This window comes from Paenibacillus thailandensis (assembly GCF_042685365.1).
GTDB lineage: Bacteria > Bacillota > Bacilli > Paenibacillales > Paenibacillaceae > Paenibacillus_AP > Paenibacillus_AP thailandensis.
The window spans coordinates 272,242-293,239 of record NZ_JBHUMY010000043.1 but is presented as its reverse complement, the minus strand read 5'-3'; the positions used below and the strand labels follow the sequence as shown (position 1 = coordinate 293,239).

Genomic DNA, 20,998 nt, shown 5'->3' with positions numbered 1-20,998 from the left:
GAAGGAGTACGCCATGACCAGAAGCACAGATTCTCCATTCGTGATTTTGCCCGAGGAAGCGGCGCCGCTCCATCTCCGGCATTGCGACCGCTGCGAGCTTTGCGGGCACCGGGCCCGCGTCATTTGGGGAGAAGGCAATCCGAGCGCTCCGCTCTTCTTCATCTTGGACAATCCGGGCGCACGGGAAGACCGGGAAGGAAATCCGTTTCTATGCGGGACCCGCGAAACGCTTCGGCTCGGCATGAGGGAAGCGGGCATAGGGACGGCATCGGTCTACGTCACCTATTTGCTGAAATGCCGGCCGATTCGCGCCTACGATAAGCCGGCGGCCCGTGAAGCGTGCATGCCTCATCTGCAGCTGCAGCTCCGGGAGAAGAAGCCGCTTGTCCTGTTCGGGTTCGGGAACGTTGTGGCGGAAGCTTTATTCCCATGGAAGGAGAATGCCGCCGTGAAGGAATTGAGGGGCCGCTGGCATGAGCTGGAGGGAATCCCGGTCGGATTTACTTATCACCCGCTTGCGGTAAGGAGGCGGCCCAATCTGTTGAAATTTTTCGTAGAGGATTTAACGGCTTTGAAGGAGAAGTGGGAGGAGGTTGGCGGCAAGCAATCGAAGTAAGAACCGTAGGTTCAAACGTTGTTTTGGAACGCGGCTTAAGGACTGCACCTCCACGGAGTTGTTGGTATATACTTCGTTTAAAGCGGAAGGAGTGACTTTATGGCCGTAAAAAACATTTTGCCGTTCGGCGATCCTGTTTTACGGAAAACGGCTAAGCCGGTTGATGCGCTAAATGCGAAAACATTAAAGCTTCTGGACGATATGGCCGAAACGCTGTATGCCGGCGAGGGGAGGGCCGGCCTGGCCGCGCCCCAAGTCGGCATTCTTCGCCGCTTGATCGTGATGGACTGCGGGGATGGACTCATCGAGCTCATTAACCCCGAAATCCTGGAAATGAGCGGCGAACAAAACGGATTGGAAGGCTGCTTATCCTTTCCCGGCTACGTCGGTTATGTGAAGAGAGCCAACCGGGTCAAGGTTCGAACCTTGAATCGGCAAGGGGAGCGGGTCGTTCTGGAGGGCGAGGGCTATCTGGCCCGCTGCATGCAGCACGAAATCGACCATTTGAACGGCGTGCTGTATGTGGATCATGTGCAGGACAGGTGGCTTTATCACGAGCATACGAAACATAAAATCGATATATTGCCGGTCATTCGATTGGCGAATCAAGGCTAGGCGACGCATTCACCGCGGGAAAAAAACGAAACGGACAAACGGCATGCAGCCGCTTGTCCGTTTGCGTTCAGTCCCATTATCCCGCCCGTTACGTCAGGTTCAATACCCGAACCATCAGCTTATAGGGCAAGCCGGGATTGGAGGTTTGATTGACCGTGCCGGTCAAAAACACATCCTTCTTCGGGCAATAATAGGCGAACGCCCCCGATATGCCGGAATGCCCGAGCAGCTCCGGGACGGGCCTGAACGGCGAGAGCGCGGCCGGAAGCTTGAATCTCATCATCCCGACGCCGTATTGCAGCGGGAAGAAGATTTTATTCCAGACATACAACTCGTTCAGATACGCTTTCGGGAATAGTTCGCCTTCGAAAAAAGCGCGCACGAACCGCATCAGCTCCCCGGAAGTGGAGACGATTGCCCCGTCCGGACCGAACGACGCCATGGCGAGAGGCGTATGCAAGGGAGCCGCTTTATAGTAAAAAGGCGCCGGCGACCGGTCGCGGCTATCCGCGTACAAGTACGTGTCGGATAATCCGAGAGGCTCATAAATCAATCGTTCGAACACGTCGTTCAACGGTTGATTTGCGATGTTTTCGATGATTTTGCCGAGCAGCTGGTAGTTGGTGTCGGAGTACAACGCTTTGCCTTTGCGGCCGGGAGGGAAGTGCGGCTTCATCCGTTTCGCGTCCTCGATCACTTGGCCGAACGACCACGCCCGGTCGTTCCCGGCGACGATTTCCTGCATCAGGCTTTTGCCGTTATCTCTCTTGTGCTGAAAATAATCGGGCAAACCCGATGTCTGGGCCATCAATTGCCCGACCGTAATGCCGCGGGAATATTCGATTCCCTGGTACCGGTGGAGGCCGGACAGAATGTCCTCCTCCAAGTAACGGCTGATCGGATCGTTCAGATCGGCTTGCTTCAGCTCTCTAAGCTTCAATACGGACGCCGTAACGAATAGCTTGGTCGTGCTTGCGATATAAAACCGGCTGTCCGGACGCATATAACCGCCCGCCCCCGTCCATGCGAACCGCTTGTCTCCCGATTCGACGCTCAAGACGGCGCCGAATATGCGTTTGCGGTCGACCGCGGATTGGATGAGCCGGTCAAGCCGGTCGTGCGATAGACGATTGATGGTCATCAGCTCCTTTGCAGGCTTATACGCCATTGGAATATACGTTAAGCGACGCGGCATGCGTCGACCTTCACGATGAATGCTTGAACCTGCGGCGATTATGCTATACTGTGTATGTGATATACATTTTCATAGGATGCAGCAATGATGGAGGTCAACATATGGATAACGGCGATCACACGGATGAAATCAATCAGCTGCCGCCGGGAGTGGCACTCAGCTGGGGCATCGTCAAGAAGCCGCGCAGAGGGCCCAAGGGCGAGCTGAGCGTGCAAAAAATCGTCGACGCGGCGATCGAGATCGCCGACCGGGACGGCTTGGCCGCGGTGTCGATGAGCCGGGTCGCGCAGTCGCTCGGGTTCACGACGATGTCGCTGTACCGCTATGTGACGAGCAAAGACGACTTATTGATACTTATGCAGGATACGATATGCAGCATTCCGATTCCGCCCGAGGATCCGGCCAAGCCATGGCGCGAGGAAATAAAAGAATATGTTGACGCATGCGTCGGCATCTTCCGGAAGCATCCCTGGTTCGGCGATATAGGGATAACGGGAGTGCCGCTTACGCCGGGCAATCTTCAAGTTGTCGACTGGATGCTTCGGACGATGCGGGATTTCCCGCTGAACGAGTTCGAGAAAATGTCGTTCATTCTCCTCTTGAGCAGCTATGCGAGAGCTTGCGGCCTGATCGTGCGGGACATGGACCGGGCCATCCGCGAGGGGGCCGACCCGGGGGCGTTCGGCGGCATCGGCTACGGAGCCGCTCTGAGGCAGCTCGTCAAGCCGGACCGGTTCCCGCATTTATACCCGCTCGTCATGTCCGGCGCGTATACCGACGAGGCGGACAATCCGATCGGCGACGATCTCGACTTCGGGCTCGAGCGCATATTGGACGGCCTGGAAGCCTACTTGCGGCTAAAGTCGTAAGACGGCTTCCAATCGGCGCTTTAAGATCATGAGCGTCCGCGTTTGTTCGGAAAAACAGCGTTTCGGCCATGCTGCCGAAACGCTGTTTGTATGTGGGGGGGGCCGGGGTCTCTGCTAATAGCCGCTCTTCCCGGTCCGGCCCGGTGCGGGTGGAGCCGAGCGATCAGCGCCGTCCGCCTTTGCGGCGGAAAGCGAGACTGCACCATGCCAGCGCAATCGCCAGAATGGCCGCGCACCAGCCGACGGCCCACCAGACGTAATCCGTTACCGGTCCGCCGGTCAGCAGTCCGCGGATCGTCTCGATAACCGGCGTGATCGGCTGATGGTTCGCAAAGCCCTGCAGCCATTCCGGCATCGTATTCGTCGGCACGAAGGCGCTCGACAGATACGGCAGGAACAGCAGCACGAAGCCGTAGCCGCTGGCGGCCGACGGGCTGCCTGTGACGAGCCCGATCGCGGCGAACAGCCATGTAAAGGTCAAAATAAACAAGGCGATGACGCCAAGCGCGCCCAGCCATTCGGTCAGGCTTGCGGTCGGCCGGAAGCCGACGAGCAGCGCGACGCCGATGACGATGCCCGTGGCAAGCAGGTTGCGGACGAGACTGGCGGCGACATGGCCGGTCACCGCGCCGATGCTGCTGATGGGCATCGTCCGGAACCGGTCGATAATGCCGTTCGTCATGTCGGTCGCGACGTCGACGGCGGTGCTGGAGGAGCCGAAGCCGGCGCATAACAGGATAATGCCCGGCACGACATAATGGACGTAATCGCCCCCGGGGGCGATGGCTCCTCCGAACACGTACGTGAACAGGAGCATCAGCATAACGGGCAGCATAATCGCCATCAGGAGCGATTCGACGTTGCGCAGGCTGTGCCGGATGCTGCGGCCGATAAATACGGCGTTCGTCGCCGCGAATGAAGCGGGTTTAATCGTCGGTTGAACGTTGTTCATGCGTATGAAACCTCCTGATAGGGGTGTTGTTCCGCCGTTAATGCGAGGAAGACGTCGTCCATGCTCGGCTTGCGGATGACGATCCGGGCGTCGGGAGGGCATTGTTGGGCGAGCTCGTTCAGAAGCCGGCGGACGTCCTGCACGCTGCCGTCGGTCGGCATCGAACGGATCACTTCATCCGCGTTGTTCCGCAGCTCGATAACCTCGCCCCCGACGCGCGCCTTCAGCTCCTCGGCCGTGCCGGCCGCCACGATTCGCCCGCCGTTCAGCACGGCAATCTCGTCGGCCAGCTGATCCGCTTCCTCCAAATATTGCGTCGTCAGAAACACCGTGATCCCTTGCTGCTTCAGACGCAAAATAATATCCCACAAGGAGCGGCGGCTGACCGTATCGAGGCCGGTCGTCGGCTCGTCGAGAAACAGCACCGGCCGGGGGACGGTCAAGCTGACGGCCAAGTCCAGCCTGCGGCGCATGCCGCCCGAGTAGGTTTTGACGCGTTTGTCCGCGGCGGCCTCCAGCTCGAACCGCTTCAGCAGCTCCTCGGTCCGGGAGCGCGATTCCTTGCGGGTCAAGCCGGACAGCCTGCACATCATCATCAGGTTCTCCCGGCCGGTCAGCACCTCGTCGACGGCCGCGAATTGACCGGTCAGGCTGATCGACCGCTGAACCTCATCCTTTGCGGCCGCGACGTCGTGCCCTTCGATCCATGCGTGTCCGCCGTCGGGCTTGATCAGCGTGGACAAGATGTGGATCAGCGTCGTTTTGCCCGCGCCGTTCGGACCGAGCAGGGCGAAGATCGATCCTTTGGGGACCGCCAGGTTTAAGCCGTTCAGCACGGTTTGATGGCCGAAGCTTTTGCGCAAGCCGCTCGCTTCGATGGAATACTTATTCATTAGGCATCACCTCATCGCATAATTGTGTATCATATAAACAATATATTCGATACGCAGTTATATATCCTCATTCTTCAGGCTGATTTTTCCGTCGGTCCGCAGAACAAACGCAAACATCCCTTAAGGAGCCGAAAGGCCCTTAAGGGATGGTTGTTCAAGGGGAAGGGGAGCTGCCCCCTTACGGCAAATAAACCGTAAACGTCGTCGTTTCTCCCGGCACGCTTTTGGCGGAGATTCGCCCTTTGTGCCGCTCGACGATCGACTTGGCGATGGCCAGCCCAAGGCCGTAGCCGCCTTGCTTGCGGGCCCGGGACGCATCCGTCCGGTAGAACCGGTCGAAGATCCGGTTCAGATGCTCCGGCGCGATGCCTTCGCCGGTGTTGGTTACGGAGAGCACGGTCTCGTGGCTCAGCTTCTTGAGCGACAGGGCGATTTTGCCTTCCGGCTTCGTGTATTTGACGGCGTTGTCGAGCAGAATCATTACGACCTGCTTCATCTGTTCGCCGCTGCCGTATACCGTCAGGCCGGGCTCGATCGTATAATCGAGCGCGATCCGCTTCTCGAAGACGACCGCCTCCATCGTCAGCAAAATATTTTCGACGGCTTCGCTCATATCGAAATTCGCGAACAGCATATCGGTTTGGGAATCGTCCAATTGGGTCAGGAACAGCAGGTCGCCGGTCAGCTTGGACATTCGTTCGGTTTCCGACTTAATATAATGCAGCCACTTGGCTTGATTCTGAATCGTGTCTTCGCCGCCCGCAAGCAGAACGTCCGCATTGGTGTTGATGATGGTGAGCGGCGTCTTCAGCTCGTGGGAGGCGTCGGCGATGAACTGCTTTTGTTTCTCGAACGCTTCCTTGATCGGGGCGATCGACCGGTTGGCGAAGTAGCGGCTCGTAAAATAAATGACGATCAGCATCGCCAGCCCGACGGCCGCAAACGTGTAGATCAGGTTGGTCAGGATCGCCTGACGGTCGCTGACGTCCAAATAAACGGCCATATACCCGTCGTACGTTTGCTGGACGGTATAAGCCCACTCGCTCCCGTCCAGCTCGAATTGGCCGCTATCCTTGCCGGCGGCGGAAGTCTCCCGAAGCGCAGCTTCGTAGAAGGCGCCGTCCATCTCGAACCGGGACTCGATGCCCGTCAGCGTCCAATTCGAATCGGCGCGCAGCATGAACGAGACGGCGCGAGCCGGCGGCGGAACGGTCTTGCCGCCGTTTACGGGTACAAACGGGTCTATGGAACCGACGGGATGCTGGTCTTCGAGTCCGCCTTTTTTATGATAGGAATCCATCACTTTCCCGAGCTCCATCCGGATATCGTTCTGCACGTCCCGGTACGTGATCGTGTAGATGGCGGCGAAAGCGACGAACATGATGATCGAGATAATAACGAGATTGACGATCAGAAACCGGTTTCGAAGCTTTGTAAACATTACTCGTTCACCTCTAATACATACCCGAGTCCCCGGATGGTGGCGATACGCACCGAGGCGTTCAGGAACGTCAGCTTTTTCCGCAGGAAGGAGACGTAAACCTCGACGTTGTTATGCTCGGCCTCCGAATCGAAGCCCCACAGCTTCTCGATGATTTGTTCCTTGGAGGTAATGCTTTGCTTTCGCAGCATCAGAAGCTCCAGCAGCTCGCTTTCCTTCAGGTTCAGCTTGATATCCTTGCCGCCTGCGGAAAGCTTCAAGGTCGCGGTATTCAATTCGATATCGCCGAATTTCAGCGCGGTATCCTGCACGACCTCTCCTTTGCGCCGCAGCGCCGCGCGGATGCGGGCCAGCAGCTCGCCCGAAGAGAACGGCTTCGCCACGTAATCGTCGGCGCCGTGGTCGAGCCCGGCGATTTTGTCCTCGACTTCGCCTTTGGCCGTCAGCAGGATGACCGGCGTGGAAATTCCTTTCTTCCGAAGCTTCTTCAGCACGCTGATTCCGTCCATCTCCGGCATCATAATGTCCAGCAGCAGCAAATCGTAAATGCCGCTTAGCGCGTAGTCCAGCCCGGTCACCCCGTCGTGAACGGCGTCTACGGAGTAATGGTTTTTCTTTAGGATTTGGGTAAGCGCTTCGGCCAGGTGCTGCTCGTCTTCCACGATCAATATTCTCATCGCAAGTCATCCTCTATTTATAATGTTGTCCTCATTATAGCAAAGCGGCCTTTAATGAACCTTAACGGAATCGAGTGCGGCGGTCATCCGCGGGGAGCCGGAGCTTTTGTTAAGAAAAAGCAAAAAAAATTGAAAGAAACGGAAAAAGGTTTAAGCTTCGTTAAAGGTTCGGGGGCTAATATACAGACATGCAAGCGAGACATGTTGAAACGAAAGGAATGGAAGCAAGATGGCCATCGAGGTATTTAACCGCTACGAAAGCAAATATCTGATGAACGAAGAAGCTTTTCGTAACATTTATAGCGCCTTGCTCGATTATATGGAGAAGGACGAGTACAACAAAAACGAGTTTTATTCGATCAGCAACCTGTATTTCGACACGGAGCACGATTCGCTGATCCGCGCCAGCATGATGAAGCCGAAATATAAGGAGAAGCTGCGCCTGCGGGCATACGGCGTACCGGACCGGGACGCGAAGGTGTACCTGGAAATCAAGAAAAAGGTAAACGGCCTCGTCAACAAAAGGCGGACGGCGCTGAAGCTGGACGAGGCTTACGAGTTCGTCCGGACGGGAGTCGCTCCCGAGCTGCAAAGCTACATGAACCGTCAGGTCGTAGGGGAAATCGGCTATTTCTTGCGGCTGTACGACCTGCAGCCGAAGCTGTACTTGTCGTATGACCGCAAAGCGCTGTTCAGCAAGGAAAGCCGCGATCTTAGGATCACGTTCGATACGAACATCCGCTGCAGACGGTACGATCTGAAGCTGGAGATGGGCGATTACGGCGAGCAGCTGCTGGAGGAAGGGCAGTGGCTGATGGAAGTGAAAGCGGAGAAGACGGTTCCCGTCTGGTTGTCCAAGCTGCTGTCCGAGCACCGGCTGTACCGGACCAGCTTCTCCAAGTACGGCACCGAATACAAGAAGCTGCTGAAAAACCGGATGGCGGAAAAGGAGCGTGTCCTGTATGCTTGATTCTCTCTTCACGAATGCTTCGCTGACGACGGCCAACCTGACGCTGTCGAACGCGCTGCTTACGATTGTCGTCTCGATCGTGCTCGGCGGCATTATCAGCTGGACTTATATGAAAACGAACGCGAACGGCTACGCGCAAAGCTTTACGTTAACGATGGTGCTGCTGCCGGCGATCGTAGCCATTATTATTTTGCTGATCGGCAGCAATATCGCCAGAGCGTTCAGCTTGGCCGGCGCCTTCTCCATCATCCGGTTCCGCAGCGCGCCCGGCGATCCGAAGGACATCGCGTATGTGCTGTTTACGATGGCGGCGGGTCTTGCCTGCGGGGTCGGCCTGTTCGGCTACGCGGTATTGTTCACTTTGATTCTATGCCTGCTCATGTTCGTGCTGAGCCGCTTTAATTTCGGCGCGAGAAAAACGCTGCAAAAAACGCTTAAGGTGACCGTGCCGGAAAATCTCGGCTACGACGAAGCGTTTGACGAAGTGTTCCGCAAGTTCGGCGTGCAATACGAGCTGAAAAAAATCCGCACGACGGAGCTCGGCAGCTTGTATGAGCTGGTATATGCCGTTACGCTGAACCAGCTGACGAACCAGAAGGAGTTTCTCGACGAAATCCGGGCGAGAAACGGCAACCTGGATCTTTCTTTAACGATGAGCCCTGCTCCGGTTAACGATTATTAAAAATTCGAGGTGTATGAAAGGATGATACCGATATGAAAAAGATACAAAAGCATAAAATCGCGATCGCTTTGCTGAGCATGGCGGTTGTGCTTGGAGCGTGCAGCAACGCCGCCGCGACGGAAAGCGGCGAGACAGCGACAACGGCGGAAACGGTCTCGTACGACAGCGGCGCGGCCGCCGTCGATCCGGCAAGCTTGTCGATGGCCGACCTCGTTACGTTCGACGATGACGATACCGCCGCCGAATGGAGCGCGGACGGTTCCGTCTCCATCGAGCTGAGCGGCACGAGCGCCGCGATAAGCGGCTCCGGGGCTGCGGCCGCGGACGGCTCGGTGACGATTACGGAAGCGGGAACGTACGTCCTCAGCGGCACGTTAAACGACGGACAAATCGTCGTCGACGCCGGAGAAGAGGACATTGTTCGCCTGGTGCTGAACGGCGTAAGCCTCACCGACCAAGACAATGCCCCGATTTATGTCAAAGGGGCGGACAAAACGGTCATTACGCTTGCCGACGGTACGGAAAACACGGTGACGGACGGAACGGAATACACGCTGGAGGACGGGGAAGACGAGCCGAACGCGGCGATCTTCAGCAAGGACGACCTGACCATTAACGGCACCGGCAGCTTAACGGTTAAAGCGAATTACAACGACGGCATCGCCAGCAATGACGATTTGAAAATCGTAAGCGGCAAGATTCAAGTGCAATCCGCGGACGACGGCATGGTCGGGCGCGATCTGCTCGCCGTCCAAGACGGCGAGATTACGATCGACGCCGGCGGCGACGGAATGAAAGCGACCAACGACGAAGAAGCCGACAAAGGCGTTATCGCCATCGCGGCAGGAACGTTCGACGTTGTTGCGGAGAACGACGCGATTCAAGCCGAAACGACGCTGCTGGTCGACGGCGGCGACTATAACCTGGTGACGGGAGGCGGCAGCGCCAACGCCGAGCCGCATGCAGAATCCGGCTTCATGGGCAAAGGCGGAATGGGCGGCGGCCGGCCGATGCCGGGCGGCCAGACCGACGCATCCGGCACGGAAGCGGGCGCCGCGGACGCGGCTTCAGGTACGGCACCGGCCGTGCCTGCGGAGCCGCCGGCAACGCCAGCGGCGGACGACGATACGGCCGATGCGAGCGCGGCGGCGGATGCGGCCGCGACAACGAGCACGGCGGATGGATCCGCCAGCGCCAAAGGCTTGAAAGCCGGCGGAGCGATCGCGGTCAACGACGGCACCTTTACGATCGATTCGGCCGACGACGCGGTTAACGGCAACGCCAACGTGACGATTAGCGGCGGCAAGCTGACGATCGCTTCCGGCGAAGACGCGGTTCACGCCGATGCGACGCTCACGATCGCCGCCGGAACGATCGATATTACGGCCAGCTATGAAGGGCTGGAAGGCGCGGAAATCGCGATGGCCGGCGGCGATGTGCACGTTACGGCTTCCGACGACGGCGTCAACGCGTCCGGCAGCGACACGACGATGACGAATGAAGCCCAGGATACGGCCGAAGCGGCCGAGGATGCCGCTGTAGATGCGACTGCAGATGCCACTGAAGATGCCACTGAAGATACCGCTGCGGATGGGGCGGCCGGGCAGCGGCCGGGCGGATTCGGAGGCGCGTCGAACGGCAAGCTGACGATCAGCGGCGGCTATCTGTACGTGGATGCCGACGGCGACGGCTTGGATGTGAACGGGTCGGCTTCGATGTCGGGCGGCACCGTCATTGTGAACGGCCCGACGAACAGCGGCAACGGTTCGCTTGATTACGACGGTACGTTCGAAGTAAGCGGCGGAGTATTGATCTCGGCGGGAAGCTCCGGCATGGCGCAAGCCCCGTCAACCGATTCCGGCCAGTCTTCGATCGCCATGACGTATCCGGAAACGCAGGCGACAGGCACGATCGTTCGCTTGGAGGACGCAAGCGGCAACGCGATCGCCACCTTTGCCCCATCCAAGGATTACTCGATGATCGTCATCAGCTCGCCGGAACTGAAGCAGGGCGAATCGTACACGCTTTACTCGGGCGGAACGTCGACCGGCACCGCGAAGGACGGCCTGTACACGGACGGCGAATATTCCGGAGGTACGAAAGTCGTCGGGTTCGAGCTTTCCTCGGCCACGACCTGGTTGAACGAATCGGGCGTGACGGAAGCGCAGACCGGCCGCGGCTTCGGCGGCGGCGGACGCCGTCAGCCGTAACGCTCCAATAAACGAATCTTGTGACACGACCCGCAAGCTGGGCGCTTCGAACGAAAGCGATCCGCTTGCGGGTCGTTTTTTCTTTGCGAATTTTTAAGGCGGAGAAGCTCTTCCACTCGACCGTTCCTTCACTTCGCTGCAATCTATGGCCAAATTTTATCCAAAAGTCTCGCACGGAATGAGTAAGAGATGAATAAATTGGTGAAAATATAATAAAAATATTGAACAGAAAACAAACAAGAAAAATGCTTAAAATTTTGTTCGGAATTTTTGACATATTCATTTGCTGATGTTAATATGGAAAGTGAGGCGACCATGTAGCCCATGCCGAGTTCGTATAACGATGGAGATCATAAAGAGTCATCGGTTGATGAAAAACGAAAAAACGAAAAACGTGTACACAGGTCGAATAAGCAAAGTAAAAACAGTGAAAAGTTAGATCATCTCAATAAACATACGGATAATAATAGTTCTATTCACAGTCTAAATAGTGGTAATGGGATCCGTGTTAGAAAGGATACTTTAAAAATGATAACGAAAACGTTTGAACCAAAGGAAATGTTGCCGTTCAGTCAGTTGAGGACGCTCAATCAAAAAGAGCTGCTGCACTCTTTGGAAGAAAACGACAAGCTCGGCATTGTGATCAAAGACCAACTTAAAGTGGCGATGATCGACATGGACAAATATCAAATGATGGTGGATCTCCTGCAAGAGTACGAACGGCTGCTAGAATGGATTGAGGAACGCGAAGAGTACGAACGGATTCACCACCGTTTGGATAGCGATCGCGTTGTAGAATACAAAAAAGGCATGTCCCTTTTGGAAATGGCAGGCATTCATCGTCAAGGAGGATGAATGTAGCAATTTATGAGTACGCAGACGCAGATTTTATTGGAGCAAGAAGTCCTCGATCTGGACATTCATGACATCGCCGCGGCATTCGGGAATGACGTAAATGGACTTCAAGAATGTATGGGGTTGATTCAAGAAGAATTGGACCGAATTGGCTTGCATCCGGTCCGTCAAGGCAAGGATTGCGAATATGAGCCGCTTAAATCCGCTGGGTATCGTAAGGTAAAATTATATTCAAGCAAAGCTTTACGAACAACAAAAGGCGAAAAACCCGACCTGCGTATCATTTACAAATATGACGAAGCCGATGATATGGTGAGAGTGGTCTCCATTGGGTTTCGAGCGAAGGAAAAGCCCCGCCCTGACCATGATCCCTACAGCAAGGCAACGAAACGAGAGAAAGAACGGCAACAAGTATAAATAGCAAAAAAGGGCAACGTATAGGCAGGCCTATGCATTGCCTTTTTATTTTGCCGTGAAACGTAAGCTTTGTCCTCAGGACAAACGGCTACAGCTCCTCATGCACCTTTTGTTCGTGTCGCTGCTTGGGGTGTTTATACGGGCTCCAGGGGTGGTATACGATTGGGTTGGGGAGGTGTACCACAAACCGCCGCTTTGCTATACACTGGAAACGATGTGTTTATTATAGAAAATGTGTGGTGACCGAATTGTTCAAAATTATGCTGATCGAAGACGACGTTACGCTGTTCCAGGAAATCAAAGAGCGGCTGCTGCAATGGTCCTACGATGTGTATGGCGTCCGCGATTTCGGCAAAGTGGCGCAGGAGTTTACCGAAATCAACCCGCATCTTGTCCTTATCGACATCCAGCTTCCGAAGTTCGACGGCTTTCATTGGTGCCGGATGATCCGCTCTCATTCCAACGTGCCGATCATCTTCTTGTCTTCGCGGGATCATCCGACCGATATGGTCATGTCCATGCAGCTCGGCGCGGACGATTTCGTCCAGAAGCCGTTTCACTTCGAGGTGCTGATCGCCAAAATTCAAGCGACGCTGCGCCGCGTCTACAATTACGGCGCCGAGCAAGCGGAGCTGCGCGCTTGGCGGGGAGCCGCCGTCGAATATGTCCGCAATATCGTTACGAACGAGGAAGGCTCGGTCGAGCTGACGAAAAACGAGATGTTCATCTTGAAAATGCTCATCGAGCGCAAAAACCAAATCGTCAGCCGGGAGGAGCTGATGAAAAGCTTGTGGGATAACGAGCAGTTCGTCAGCGACAATACGTTGACCGTCAATGTCAACAGGCTGCGCAAGAAGCTGGAGCCGCTTGGGCTTGCGCCCTTCATCGAAACGAAGGTCGGGCAGGGCTACATGGCGACCGAAGAGGCGGGCTCCTTATGATCGGGAAGTTTCTGCGGGAACGGCTGAGCTGGATCGTTTTATTCCTGTTTCTTCAGTTGCTCGTCTTGTTTATGGCCGCTATCGACACTTCGATTCCGTTCGGGTCGCTGCTTTATATTGTCTTCCTGTCGGTTCTTGTATTTGCGGCCTTCCTGTTCGTCCGATACCAGAAGGAGACCCGGTTCTACAAGAGTCTGGAGGCTTGGGACGACACTTATGAATTGGCGTCCATCGCCTATCCTTCCAGCCCGTTCGAGGAAATCGCCATGGACGTGCTGACGCTGCAGACGAAGCGCTATAAACGGGAATCTTCGCTGCGCCAGATGGAGCTTGAGCAGGAGAAGGACGAGCTGCTGAGTTGGATTCACGAGGTGAAGACGCCGCTGACGGCGATGCAGCTTATGATCGAGCGGCTGGACGACGACGCGCTTCGGTCGCGGCTGATGTACGAGTGGCTCCGCATTCACTTGCTGCTGGACCGGCAGCTGCACCAGAAGCGGATTCCTTTTATGGAGAACGATCTGTTTATCGAGGAGACGCAGCTTGAGCCGATCCTTCACGCGGAGATTATGGCGCTGAAGTCCTGGTGCATGCAAAAAGGGATCGGGTTTGACATTACGCTTCCCGCGGCCGAGGCGCTGACGGACGCCAAATGGCTTGGCTTCATTCTCCGGCAGCTGCTGACCAATGCCGTGAAATACAGCGAAGCCTCGGATATTGTCATCGAAAGCGGTACAGCGGAAGAACGGGTATGGCTCCGCATTCGGGATTTCGGGCGCGGCATCGATCCGAAGGATTTGCCCCGGATATTCGACAAAGGGTTTACTTCGACCGTTCAGCACCAGGATGCCGCCGCCACCGGGATGGGGCTGTATCTTGCGCGTAAGGTCGCCGATTCGCTGCACATCCGCATCGACGCGGAATCGGCGCCGGGACAAGGCACGGCCTTTACGTTAACGTTCCCGCGTCCTAACGATTTCGTGCGTTTCACAAGCATGTGACGAACTTGTCACATGCTTGCTTGCTTTGTTCGGCGAATCGAAGGACTGTCGGCGCCGCTCGGGGTTATGATAAGGGCATGAACGATAGGAGTGATCAAGATGACGATATTGGAAGCGAACAAAATTTATAAAAGCTACGGCAACAAATTCAACAAGCAGGAAGTGCTGAAGGGCATCGACCTTCGTGTGGACAAAGGCGAGTTCGTCGGCATCATGGGGGCGTCCGGATCGGGCAAGACGACGCTTCTGAACGTGCTTTCCTCCATCGACAAGGTGAGCCTCGGCAGCATCAAGATCGGCGGGAAGACGTTTACGGAGATGAAGGAGAAGGAGCTTGCGGAATTCCGGAAGCGGCATCTCGGCTTTATTTTCCAGGAATACAACCTGCTGGACACGCTGACGGTCAAGGAGAACGTGCTGCTGCCGCTGTCGATTGCGGACGTGTCGAAGAAGGAAGCCCACCGCAAATTCGAAAGCATCGCGAAGGAGCTCGGCATCTACGAGCTGAAAGACAAATATCCGAACGAAATATCCGGCGGGCAGAAGCAGCGGACATCGGCGGCCCGCGCGTTTATCCACGATCCGAGCATTATTTTCGCGGACGAGCCGACGGGAGCGCTGGATTCGAAATCGGCTTCCGATCTGCTGGGCAAGCTGGGCGAATTGAACCGGAAGATCGAAGCGACCATCGTCATGGTCACGCACGATCCGGTCGCCGCCAGCTACTGCAGCAGAGTCGTCTTCATCAAAGACGGACAGATCTATACGCAGCTGAACAAAGGCGAGGAAACCCGCCAATCGTTCTTTAACGACATCATCAAGACGCAAGGCGTATTGGGCGGTGTTCAGGCATGAGTTTGAGCTCCCTCATATTCCGCAATCTGAAGAAAAACATTAAAAATTATTACTTGTACGTATTCGCTCTTATGTTTAGCGTCGCGCTTTATTTCTCCTTCGTCACGCTGCAATACGATCCGGCCATGGACGAGTACAGCAGCTCGATCAAAGGGGGAGCGGCGCTCCGGGCGGCATCGGTGCTGTTGGTTGCCATCGTGGCCATCTTCCTGCTGTACGCCAACAATATCTTTATTAAACGGCGGGGCAAGGAGATCGGGCTGTTTCAGTTGATCGGCTTGACGAAGGGGAAAATATTCCGGATTTTAAGCAGCGAAAATTTGCTCTTGTATTACGGCTCGATGATCGTCGGCATCTTAATCGGCTTCTCCGTTTCCCGGCTGCTGCTGATGGTTTTGTTCCGGGTCATCGGGGTGGAAGCGCGGGCGGAGCTTAATTTCTCGAGCGAAGCGCTGATTCAGACCGTCATCGTGTTTTCGGCCGTTTACTTGCTCATTATGGCGATGAACTATGCCTTTATTAAAAGACAAAGCATTCTTTCGCTTTTCCGCGTCGTCTCGACCGCGGAGAACCGGGTGAAAAAGATGTCCGTTCTCGAAATGCTCGTCGGATTGCTCGGGATCGGCCTCATTCTGCTGGGATACTTCATATCGACCAAATTGTTCGGCGGCGACTTCGTGGAGATGAAGGAGCTGTTTCTGGCGATGATTGTGATTTTGGCTTCGGTTATTATCGGAACGTATTTGTTTTACAAAGGCTCCGTCAGCTTTCTGTTCAACGTCGTCCGGCGGAGCAAGAGAGGGTACCTGTCGCTGAGCGAGGTGTTGTCGCTTTCGTCCATCATGTTCCGGATGAAATCGAACGCCGTGCTGCTGACGATTATTACGACCGTATCCGCGCTGGCGATCGGTCTGTTGTCTCTCAGCTATATTTCCTATTATTCGGCGGAGCATACGGCGCAGCAAAGCGTCCCGAACGATTTCTCCGTCATGGAGGAAGGCGATATCGCCGCCTTTACCGAAGCGCTGAACAAAGCGGGGATCGGCTATGAGTTGACGCGCCGGGACGTTATTCAAATGAATGCGGACGCATCGGACATTATCGACATGTCGCTGGCCGGAGGGGGCAGCGGAGCGGTTACGTTTCCCGTCGTCAGCGATGCGTCGCTGGAAGGCGTCGACGTCGCTCCGGACGAGGTATTGCTTGACGGCTCCAACGACGCGCTGATGAAGATGCTGTCTCTCCGCGAGACGGGAGAGGTCGTGTTCAAAGGGAAGAAGGAGTCAATTCCGCTCCGTCTGGCCGGCTTAAGCAAACATACGTCCGTATCGCTTTATTATTCCGGCAACTGGCCGTCGGCGATCGTCGACCAATCGGTCTTCGAGCGGCTGGCAAAGGACGCCGATCCGGCTCTTCAACGGGAAAGCTCGGTATATGTCGGCATCGACATTACGGACAGCTCCAAGCAGAACGAAGCGAACGAGCTGTTCCGGGGAATGGGCCTCGGCGATAAAACGGGCGGCTATTCGCAGTACGACATTATGATGAGACAAAAAACGAACATGGGACTGGTCATGTTTATCGTCGCCTTCCTGGGACTGACCTTCCTGATCACCTCGGGCTGTATTTTGTACTTTAAGCAAATGGGCGAAAGCGAAGAGGAGAAACCGAGCTATACCATTTTGCGCAAGCTTGGCTTTACTCCGGGCAATCTGGTCCGCGGCATTCAGTTCAAGCAGCTGTTCAATTTCGGCATTCCGCTGGCCGTCGGGCTTGTTCATAGTTACTTTGCCGTACAATCCGGCTGGTTTTTATTCGGAACCGAGCTGTGGACGCCGATGGTGCTGGTCATGCTGCTGTATACGGCGCTGTACTCCGTCTTCGGGCTGTTGTCGGTACTGTATTACAAACGGGTGATTAAAGAATCGTTGTAACGTCCGGACCTTGCAGCGCTTACGAACCGGGCGCAGCCGCAAGGAGAACGAAGCCGGCCTTCCCGCCATTTTCGCGAGGGGGCCGGTTTTGCTTTGGAAAGGTTGAGTTCGGGCGGCATGAAGATGTAAGCTAGGTAGTATCGAATAGGGCCAAGCATCATCAGGTCAAAAAAACGTACCGAATTTGGAGGCAGACCGATGTCCAAAACGATCGTCGAAAAGCTGAATCTTCATAAATATAAAAAAGCCGCCGTGCTGAATAGGCCGGAAGGCGGCAATCCGCTGGCGGGCCTGGCGCCATACGATACGGAGCTGAAGGACGGCTCCTACGATTTGATCTTTGCGTTTGTGTTCGATATGGAGCAGCTGCGTAAGCTCGTGAACAACGTGATCGTTAGCGGCTCCCTCGAAGAAGGGGGGTATTTGTTTGCCGCCTATCCGAAAAAAGGAAACAAAGTGTACCCGACTTATATCCATCGGGACGAGCTGCTGGAAGGGCTCGGCGCGGACGAGGACGGCTATATCGGGACAAGCGGCATCAAGTTCGCCCGCATGGTCGGCATGGACGACGTGTTTACCGTCGTCGGCTTGAAGGCGGAAGCGCGGAGCGCCGTTAAGAAAGCTTCCAGGCCAAGCGCCCGGGTGGACGATTATGCGGCGATGATCCCGAACGTGGAGCAGGATCTGCAGGACGATCCCGCTTTGCTTGCTTTTTATCAGTCGCTCACCCCGGGCTACCGCAAAGATTGGGCCCGTTACGTCTACAGCGCGGTCCAGGAGGAGACCCGCGCGAAGCGGCGGGAAGAGATGAAGGAAGTGCTGGGAGCCGGCTATAAAAGCATGGACCTGTATCGGCGGAAATAACGGCAGCCAATCGTTCCGGACTCGGGGAATCCGCCCGGAAGCGGTCTATTCCTTCTAAACAACTCTCTTTTAACGGATTGACATCCGCGGCAAAACTCTATAGAATGGTGCAGGCTGCAGCAAAGGGCTGCACCAATCCGTTTTGCCCGGGGGTTAAGTCGGTTGGCATGAAGATAAAAGTCGTGTTTGTTTGTACATATATCATGTTGATTTATTGGTTGTCTTTGCACGTTTCGTTTTTGGACACTTTATTTTTTCCGACGATCGGGGCGTTCAGCTTCCTGTTCGTATCGAGGTCGTTCCGTTACGCGGAGCTTGGCAAAATTACGCTCGGCGCCGTTATTTCGTCGGCGATCGGCACGCTGCTGTATTCCGTTTATCCGAGCCCGGTGTCCCTGTTCGTCAATGTACTGATCACGATCTGGCTCATTACGAAATTCAAGTGGAACGCGCCGCCGATCGTCGCGGTGTCCCTGATTCCGTTTTTCTCGCATTCTTCCCATCATTGGATCATTCCCGCATCGGTATGCGCGGCGCTGCTTGGGCTGATGCTCGTCTTGTTTGCGGCCGAGCGCGCGGAGCGGGGATGGGGCAACGTAACCGCAGTCTGGTTGGGAAGCAAGCGAGTCCCCGAAACCGAGAAGCTGGATGCGGCAAGCCGATAAACGCGCCGCTCCAGCCATTGCTAGCCCCCGTTCCGATGGAGCGGGGGTCTTTTGCGTTTATGGCGAAGCGGCTTCGTCCGCCGGATCCCCCGGCGTTTGATTCCCCGCCGGTGTTAAAAACCGCAAAAATTGCTTCGCCGCCGGCGCCAATTCGCCGAACGAATGAGCTATCACCCCGATCTTACGGGCGATTGCCGGCCGAATTTCCTTGACTGCCAACTCGTGCGTCACGGAAGACAGCGTGAAACTCGAGATGAGTCCGATGCCCAAACGGCTCCGGACCATGCGGACCAGCGTTTCGGCCGTTTGCACCGTCAAGCTCTCCTGCAATTCAATGCCCTGCTCCCGAAGTATGGCCGATACGGCGATCTCGTGACCGCCTTTGCAAAAAATGATTTCAGCCCGGCGCTCCTTCAGGTCGATGACCGCTTCGTCCGCCAACGGATGGTCGTCCGGAACGATGGCGACCATATGATCGCGAGACAAAGTTTCCGATTCATACGGCTCGAAAGGAGTTGTCACGATGCCGAGTTCGATTGTCCGGTTCTCCACCCATTCCTTGATTTGACTCGAAGTTCCTTCGATCAGCTCGATTTTGACCAGCGGATATTCCGACCGAAAGGCTGCGATGGCTTGAGGCAGCAAGATCGCGGACGCGGCGGGAAAGGAGCCGATCTTCAGCTTCCCGCTAAGCAGCCGGTTGGCCTTGCCGGCGATTTGATAAATGCTCGCCTCGATCGCCTTCATTTGACGCGCCAGTACAAGAATTTCCCGCCCCTCCTCGGTCAGGAGCAGCCCGTTATGCTTATCCCTCAGGAACAGACGAATTTGCAGAGAAGCTTCGAGGTTTTGAATCGCCTTGCTGACTGCCGGCTGCGAAATAAACAACGCTTTGGAGGCCTCCGTCATATTCATCTTCTCGGCAACCTGCACGAAAATGCCGAGGTTGTTCAAGTTCACCGGCTTACCTCCTCTCCAAATCATAACCATATCGTTATGGCGTATATTCGAATCATGTATTTCAGTTATCCAAAATTATAACCTATAATGGGGTCCGACACGAATAACCGTGAGCTCTTTAAAGGAGGTAAACGTTATGTCTCCCCTCGCCAAAACGACCGAACGTATCCCGGCTTCCGTTCAAGCGTCAAGCGTCCGGCGAATCTGGACGGCCGCCTGGACGATCACGTCGGTGTTCGTACTCTCCAACTCGGCAACACCGCTTTACGTGCGCTGGCAAGCGGAAATGGGCTTTTCGAGCGGCACGCTGACTTTGATTTTTGCCGCTTATATCGCCGGTTTGCTCGGGACGCTGCTGTTCGCGGGGCGGCTGTCGGACCGGTACGGCCGCAAGCCGGTTTTGTTCCCCGGTCTTGCGGCGGCGGTTATCGCTTGTTTCCTGTTCGTATCGGCTTCCACGGTCGCCGCTTTGCTCCTCGCCCGCCTGCTGTCGGGCATCGCCGTCGGCGTCATCGTTTCGGCCGGCATGGCTTCGGTCATGGATGTCGGAGGCGCAGCCCGGCGAACGACAGCTTCGCTTGCGGCATCGGTCGCCATGGTGCTCGGCGCAGGTCTGGGACCGCTGCTTTCGGGCGTCCTGACCGAGACGCTCGCCGACCCCATCGTTGCAGTCTACGGAGCTCAGCTGGTTATACTGGCGAGCGCGTTCATTGCCGTCGGGTCGCTTCCGCTTCCGCGTTACGCTCCGGCGGGGGACGGCGGCCGCCGATTGCAGCTGCCCAGCGTGCCCGAACGGAACCGCCGGCATCTCGCTTTCGGAATCGCCGTCTTTGCGCCCGGCATTACGGCTACTTCGTTCGTTCTGTCGCTTGGCCCTTCGCTGTTTTCCAAGCTGCTTGGCGCCACCAGCCCGCTTGTATCGGGAGGAACCGCCTGCATCATGTTTCTGACGGCGACGGGTATCCAGTTTGTTCTGAAGAAGCTTCCGGTTCGAACGCTGCTGCTGCTTGGCGCCTTGGCCACGCTCTTATCGATGGCGTGCACGGCGGCCGCGGTTTACGCTTCCGCGGTCGTACCGCTCGTGCTGGCCGCCATGCTGGCCGGCGCGGGCCAAGGCCTGGGGCAGCTCGGGGGCTTGACGCTGATTGGGCTGCACGTCCCGGAGAACCGCAGAGCCGAAGCGAACGCGGTTCTGAACATGGGCGGCTATATTCCGGCGGCGCTGCTGTCCGTAGGCACGGGCTATTTGACGGATTTCGCCGGATTGGCCCCCGGAGCCACGGTTTTCGCTGCCGTGCTGGCCGCGGTATCCGTCGGCGCGATGCTGGCGATAGGAGCGAAAAGAGAATTCGACTGAATTTAGCTAGGGTTCGCTTCAAAAAAATA

Annotated in this window: 21 protein-coding genes; 15 read left to right on the top strand and 6 right to left on the bottom strand. The window is 56.1% G+C overall.

Features of this window, described 5'->3' with window-relative positions; genetic code table 11:
* The first annotated feature begins 13 nt into the window (after nucleotides 1-13).
* The gene (locus ACFSW5_RS25575; protein ID WP_379279996.1) at nucleotides 14-616 is read left to right on the top strand and encodes a uracil-DNA glycosylase; all 603 of its coding nucleotides are present in this window, start codon (nucleotides 14-16) and stop codon (nucleotides 614-616) included.
* 99 nt (nucleotides 617-715) lie between these two features.
* Nucleotides 716-1,231: a peptide deformylase gene (def, locus tag ACFSW5_RS25570; protein ID WP_379279993.1), complete on the top strand. Its 516-nt coding sequence runs from the start codon at nucleotides 716-718 to the stop codon at nucleotides 1,229-1,231.
* 88 nt (nucleotides 1,232-1,319) lie between these two features.
* Here the strand turns inward: def and ACFSW5_RS25565 are convergent, their stop codons facing one another.
* On the bottom strand, nucleotides 1,320-2,372 hold the full coding sequence (locus tag ACFSW5_RS25565; RefSeq protein ID WP_379279989.1) for a serine hydrolase domain-containing protein: 1,053 nt from the start codon (nucleotides 2,370-2,372) through the stop codon (nucleotides 1,320-1,322).
* 155 nt (nucleotides 2,373-2,527) lie between these two features.
* On the opposite strand from ACFSW5_RS25565, the gene ACFSW5_RS25560 reads away from it, so the two are divergent.
* Nucleotides 2,528-3,295 (top strand): TetR/AcrR family transcriptional regulator, encoded by a 768-nt coding sequence (locus tag ACFSW5_RS25560; RefSeq protein ID WP_379279987.1) that lies wholly within the window; start codon nucleotides 2,528-2,530, stop codon nucleotides 3,293-3,295.
* A gap of 163 nt (nucleotides 3,296-3,458) precedes the next feature.
* Here ACFSW5_RS25560 and ACFSW5_RS25555 read toward each other — a convergent pair whose 3' ends face one another.
* The 4 genes from ACFSW5_RS25555 to ACFSW5_RS25540 form a co-directional block, all read right to left on the bottom strand.
* On the bottom strand, nucleotides 3,459-4,247 hold the full coding sequence (locus ACFSW5_RS25555; RefSeq protein WP_379279984.1) for an ABC transporter permease: 789 nt from the start codon (nucleotides 4,245-4,247) through the stop codon (nucleotides 3,459-3,461).
* The gene (locus ACFSW5_RS25550; protein WP_379279980.1) at nucleotides 4,244-5,140 is read right to left on the bottom strand and encodes an ATP-binding cassette domain-containing protein; all 897 of its coding nucleotides are present in this window, start codon (nucleotides 5,138-5,140) and stop codon (nucleotides 4,244-4,246) included. The genes ACFSW5_RS25555 and ACFSW5_RS25550 overlap by 4 nt, the downstream gene beginning before the upstream one ends.
* A gap of 178 nt (nucleotides 5,141-5,318) precedes the next feature.
* Complete coding sequence (locus ACFSW5_RS25545) at nucleotides 5,319-6,581, bottom strand: sensor histidine kinase (protein ID WP_379279977.1); 1,263 nt, start codon at nucleotides 6,579-6,581, stop codon at nucleotides 5,319-5,321.
* Nucleotides 6,581-7,258 (bottom strand): response regulator transcription factor, encoded by a 678-nt coding sequence (locus tag ACFSW5_RS25540; protein WP_379279974.1) that lies wholly within the window; start codon nucleotides 7,256-7,258, stop codon nucleotides 6,581-6,583. Before ACFSW5_RS25540 ends, ACFSW5_RS25545 begins: the two co-directional genes overlap by 1 nt.
* A gap of 229 nt (nucleotides 7,259-7,487) precedes the next feature.
* Between ACFSW5_RS25540 and ACFSW5_RS25535 the strand changes: the two genes are divergently transcribed.
* The 11 genes from ACFSW5_RS25535 to ACFSW5_RS25485 all read left to right on the top strand — a co-directional run bounded on the left by ACFSW5_RS25535 (nucleotide 7,488) and on the right by ACFSW5_RS25485 (nucleotide 18,652).
* On the top strand, nucleotides 7,488-8,228 hold the full coding sequence (locus ACFSW5_RS25535; protein ID WP_379279970.1) for a polyphosphate polymerase domain-containing protein: 741 nt from the start codon (nucleotides 7,488-7,490) through the stop codon (nucleotides 8,226-8,228).
* Nucleotides 8,221-8,910, top strand: coding sequence for a DUF4956 domain-containing protein (locus ACFSW5_RS25530; protein WP_379279967.1), 690 nt, complete (start codon nucleotides 8,221-8,223; stop codon nucleotides 8,908-8,910). The genes ACFSW5_RS25535 and ACFSW5_RS25530 overlap by 8 nt, the downstream gene beginning before the upstream one ends.
* A 32-nt stretch (nucleotides 8,911-8,942) precedes the next feature.
* On the top strand, nucleotides 8,943-11,120 hold the full coding sequence (locus ACFSW5_RS25525; RefSeq protein WP_379279965.1) for a carbohydrate-binding domain-containing protein: 2,178 nt from the start codon (nucleotides 8,943-8,945) through the stop codon (nucleotides 11,118-11,120).
* Nucleotides 11,121-11,648: 528 nt separating this feature from the next.
* Nucleotides 11,649-11,975, top strand: a complete 327-nt coding sequence (locus ACFSW5_RS25520) for a hypothetical protein (RefSeq protein ID WP_379279961.1) — start codon at nucleotides 11,649-11,651, stop codon at nucleotides 11,973-11,975.
* Between the two features lie 12 nt (nucleotides 11,976-11,987).
* Nucleotides 11,988-12,392 carry a hypothetical protein gene (locus ACFSW5_RS25515; RefSeq protein ID WP_379279947.1) on the top strand — a complete coding sequence of 135 codons (405 nt, stop codon included), beginning with the start codon at nucleotides 11,988-11,990 and terminating at the stop codon, nucleotides 12,390-12,392.
* A 248-nt stretch (nucleotides 12,393-12,640) separates the two neighbouring features.
* Nucleotides 12,641-13,333, top strand: a complete 693-nt coding sequence (locus ACFSW5_RS25510) for a response regulator transcription factor (RefSeq protein ID WP_379280255.1) — start codon at nucleotides 12,641-12,643, stop codon at nucleotides 13,331-13,333.
* On the top strand, nucleotides 13,330-14,334 hold the full coding sequence (locus tag ACFSW5_RS25505; RefSeq protein ID WP_379279944.1) for a sensor histidine kinase: 1,005 nt from the start codon (nucleotides 13,330-13,332) through the stop codon (nucleotides 14,332-14,334). The genes ACFSW5_RS25510 and ACFSW5_RS25505 overlap by 4 nt, the downstream gene beginning before the upstream one ends.
* Nucleotides 14,335-14,433: 99 nt before the next feature.
* The gene (locus ACFSW5_RS25500) at nucleotides 14,434-15,189 is read left to right on the top strand and encodes an ABC transporter ATP-binding protein (protein ID WP_379279941.1); all 756 of its coding nucleotides are present in this window, start codon (nucleotides 14,434-14,436) and stop codon (nucleotides 15,187-15,189) included.
* Nucleotides 15,186-17,123 (top strand): FtsX-like permease family protein, encoded by a 1,938-nt coding sequence (locus ACFSW5_RS25495; RefSeq protein ID WP_379279938.1) that lies wholly within the window; start codon nucleotides 15,186-15,188, stop codon nucleotides 17,121-17,123. The genes ACFSW5_RS25500 and ACFSW5_RS25495 overlap by 4 nt, the downstream gene beginning before the upstream one ends.
* A gap of 198 nt (nucleotides 17,124-17,321) precedes the next feature.
* Complete coding sequence (locus ACFSW5_RS25490) at nucleotides 17,322-17,987, top strand: YdeI/OmpD-associated family protein (protein ID WP_379279907.1); 666 nt, start codon at nucleotides 17,322-17,324, stop codon at nucleotides 17,985-17,987.
* A 167-nt stretch (nucleotides 17,988-18,154) separates the two neighbouring features.
* Entirely contained in the window at nucleotides 18,155-18,652 is a 498-nt protein-coding gene (locus ACFSW5_RS25485) for an HPP family protein (RefSeq protein WP_379279904.1), read from the top strand.
* A 57-nt stretch (nucleotides 18,653-18,709) separates the two neighbouring features.
* Here ACFSW5_RS25485 and ACFSW5_RS25480 read toward each other — a convergent pair whose 3' ends face one another.
* Entirely contained in the window at nucleotides 18,710-19,636 is a 927-nt protein-coding gene (locus tag ACFSW5_RS25480) for a LysR family transcriptional regulator (RefSeq protein ID WP_379279902.1), read from the bottom strand.
* Between the two features lie 112 nt (nucleotides 19,637-19,748).
* Between ACFSW5_RS25480 and ACFSW5_RS25475 the strand changes: the two genes are divergently transcribed.
* The gene (locus ACFSW5_RS25475) at nucleotides 19,749-20,969 is read left to right on the top strand and encodes an MFS transporter (protein WP_379279900.1); all 1,221 of its coding nucleotides are present in this window, start codon (nucleotides 19,749-19,751) and stop codon (nucleotides 20,967-20,969) included.
* Nucleotides 20,970-20,998: the final 29 nt, after the last annotated feature.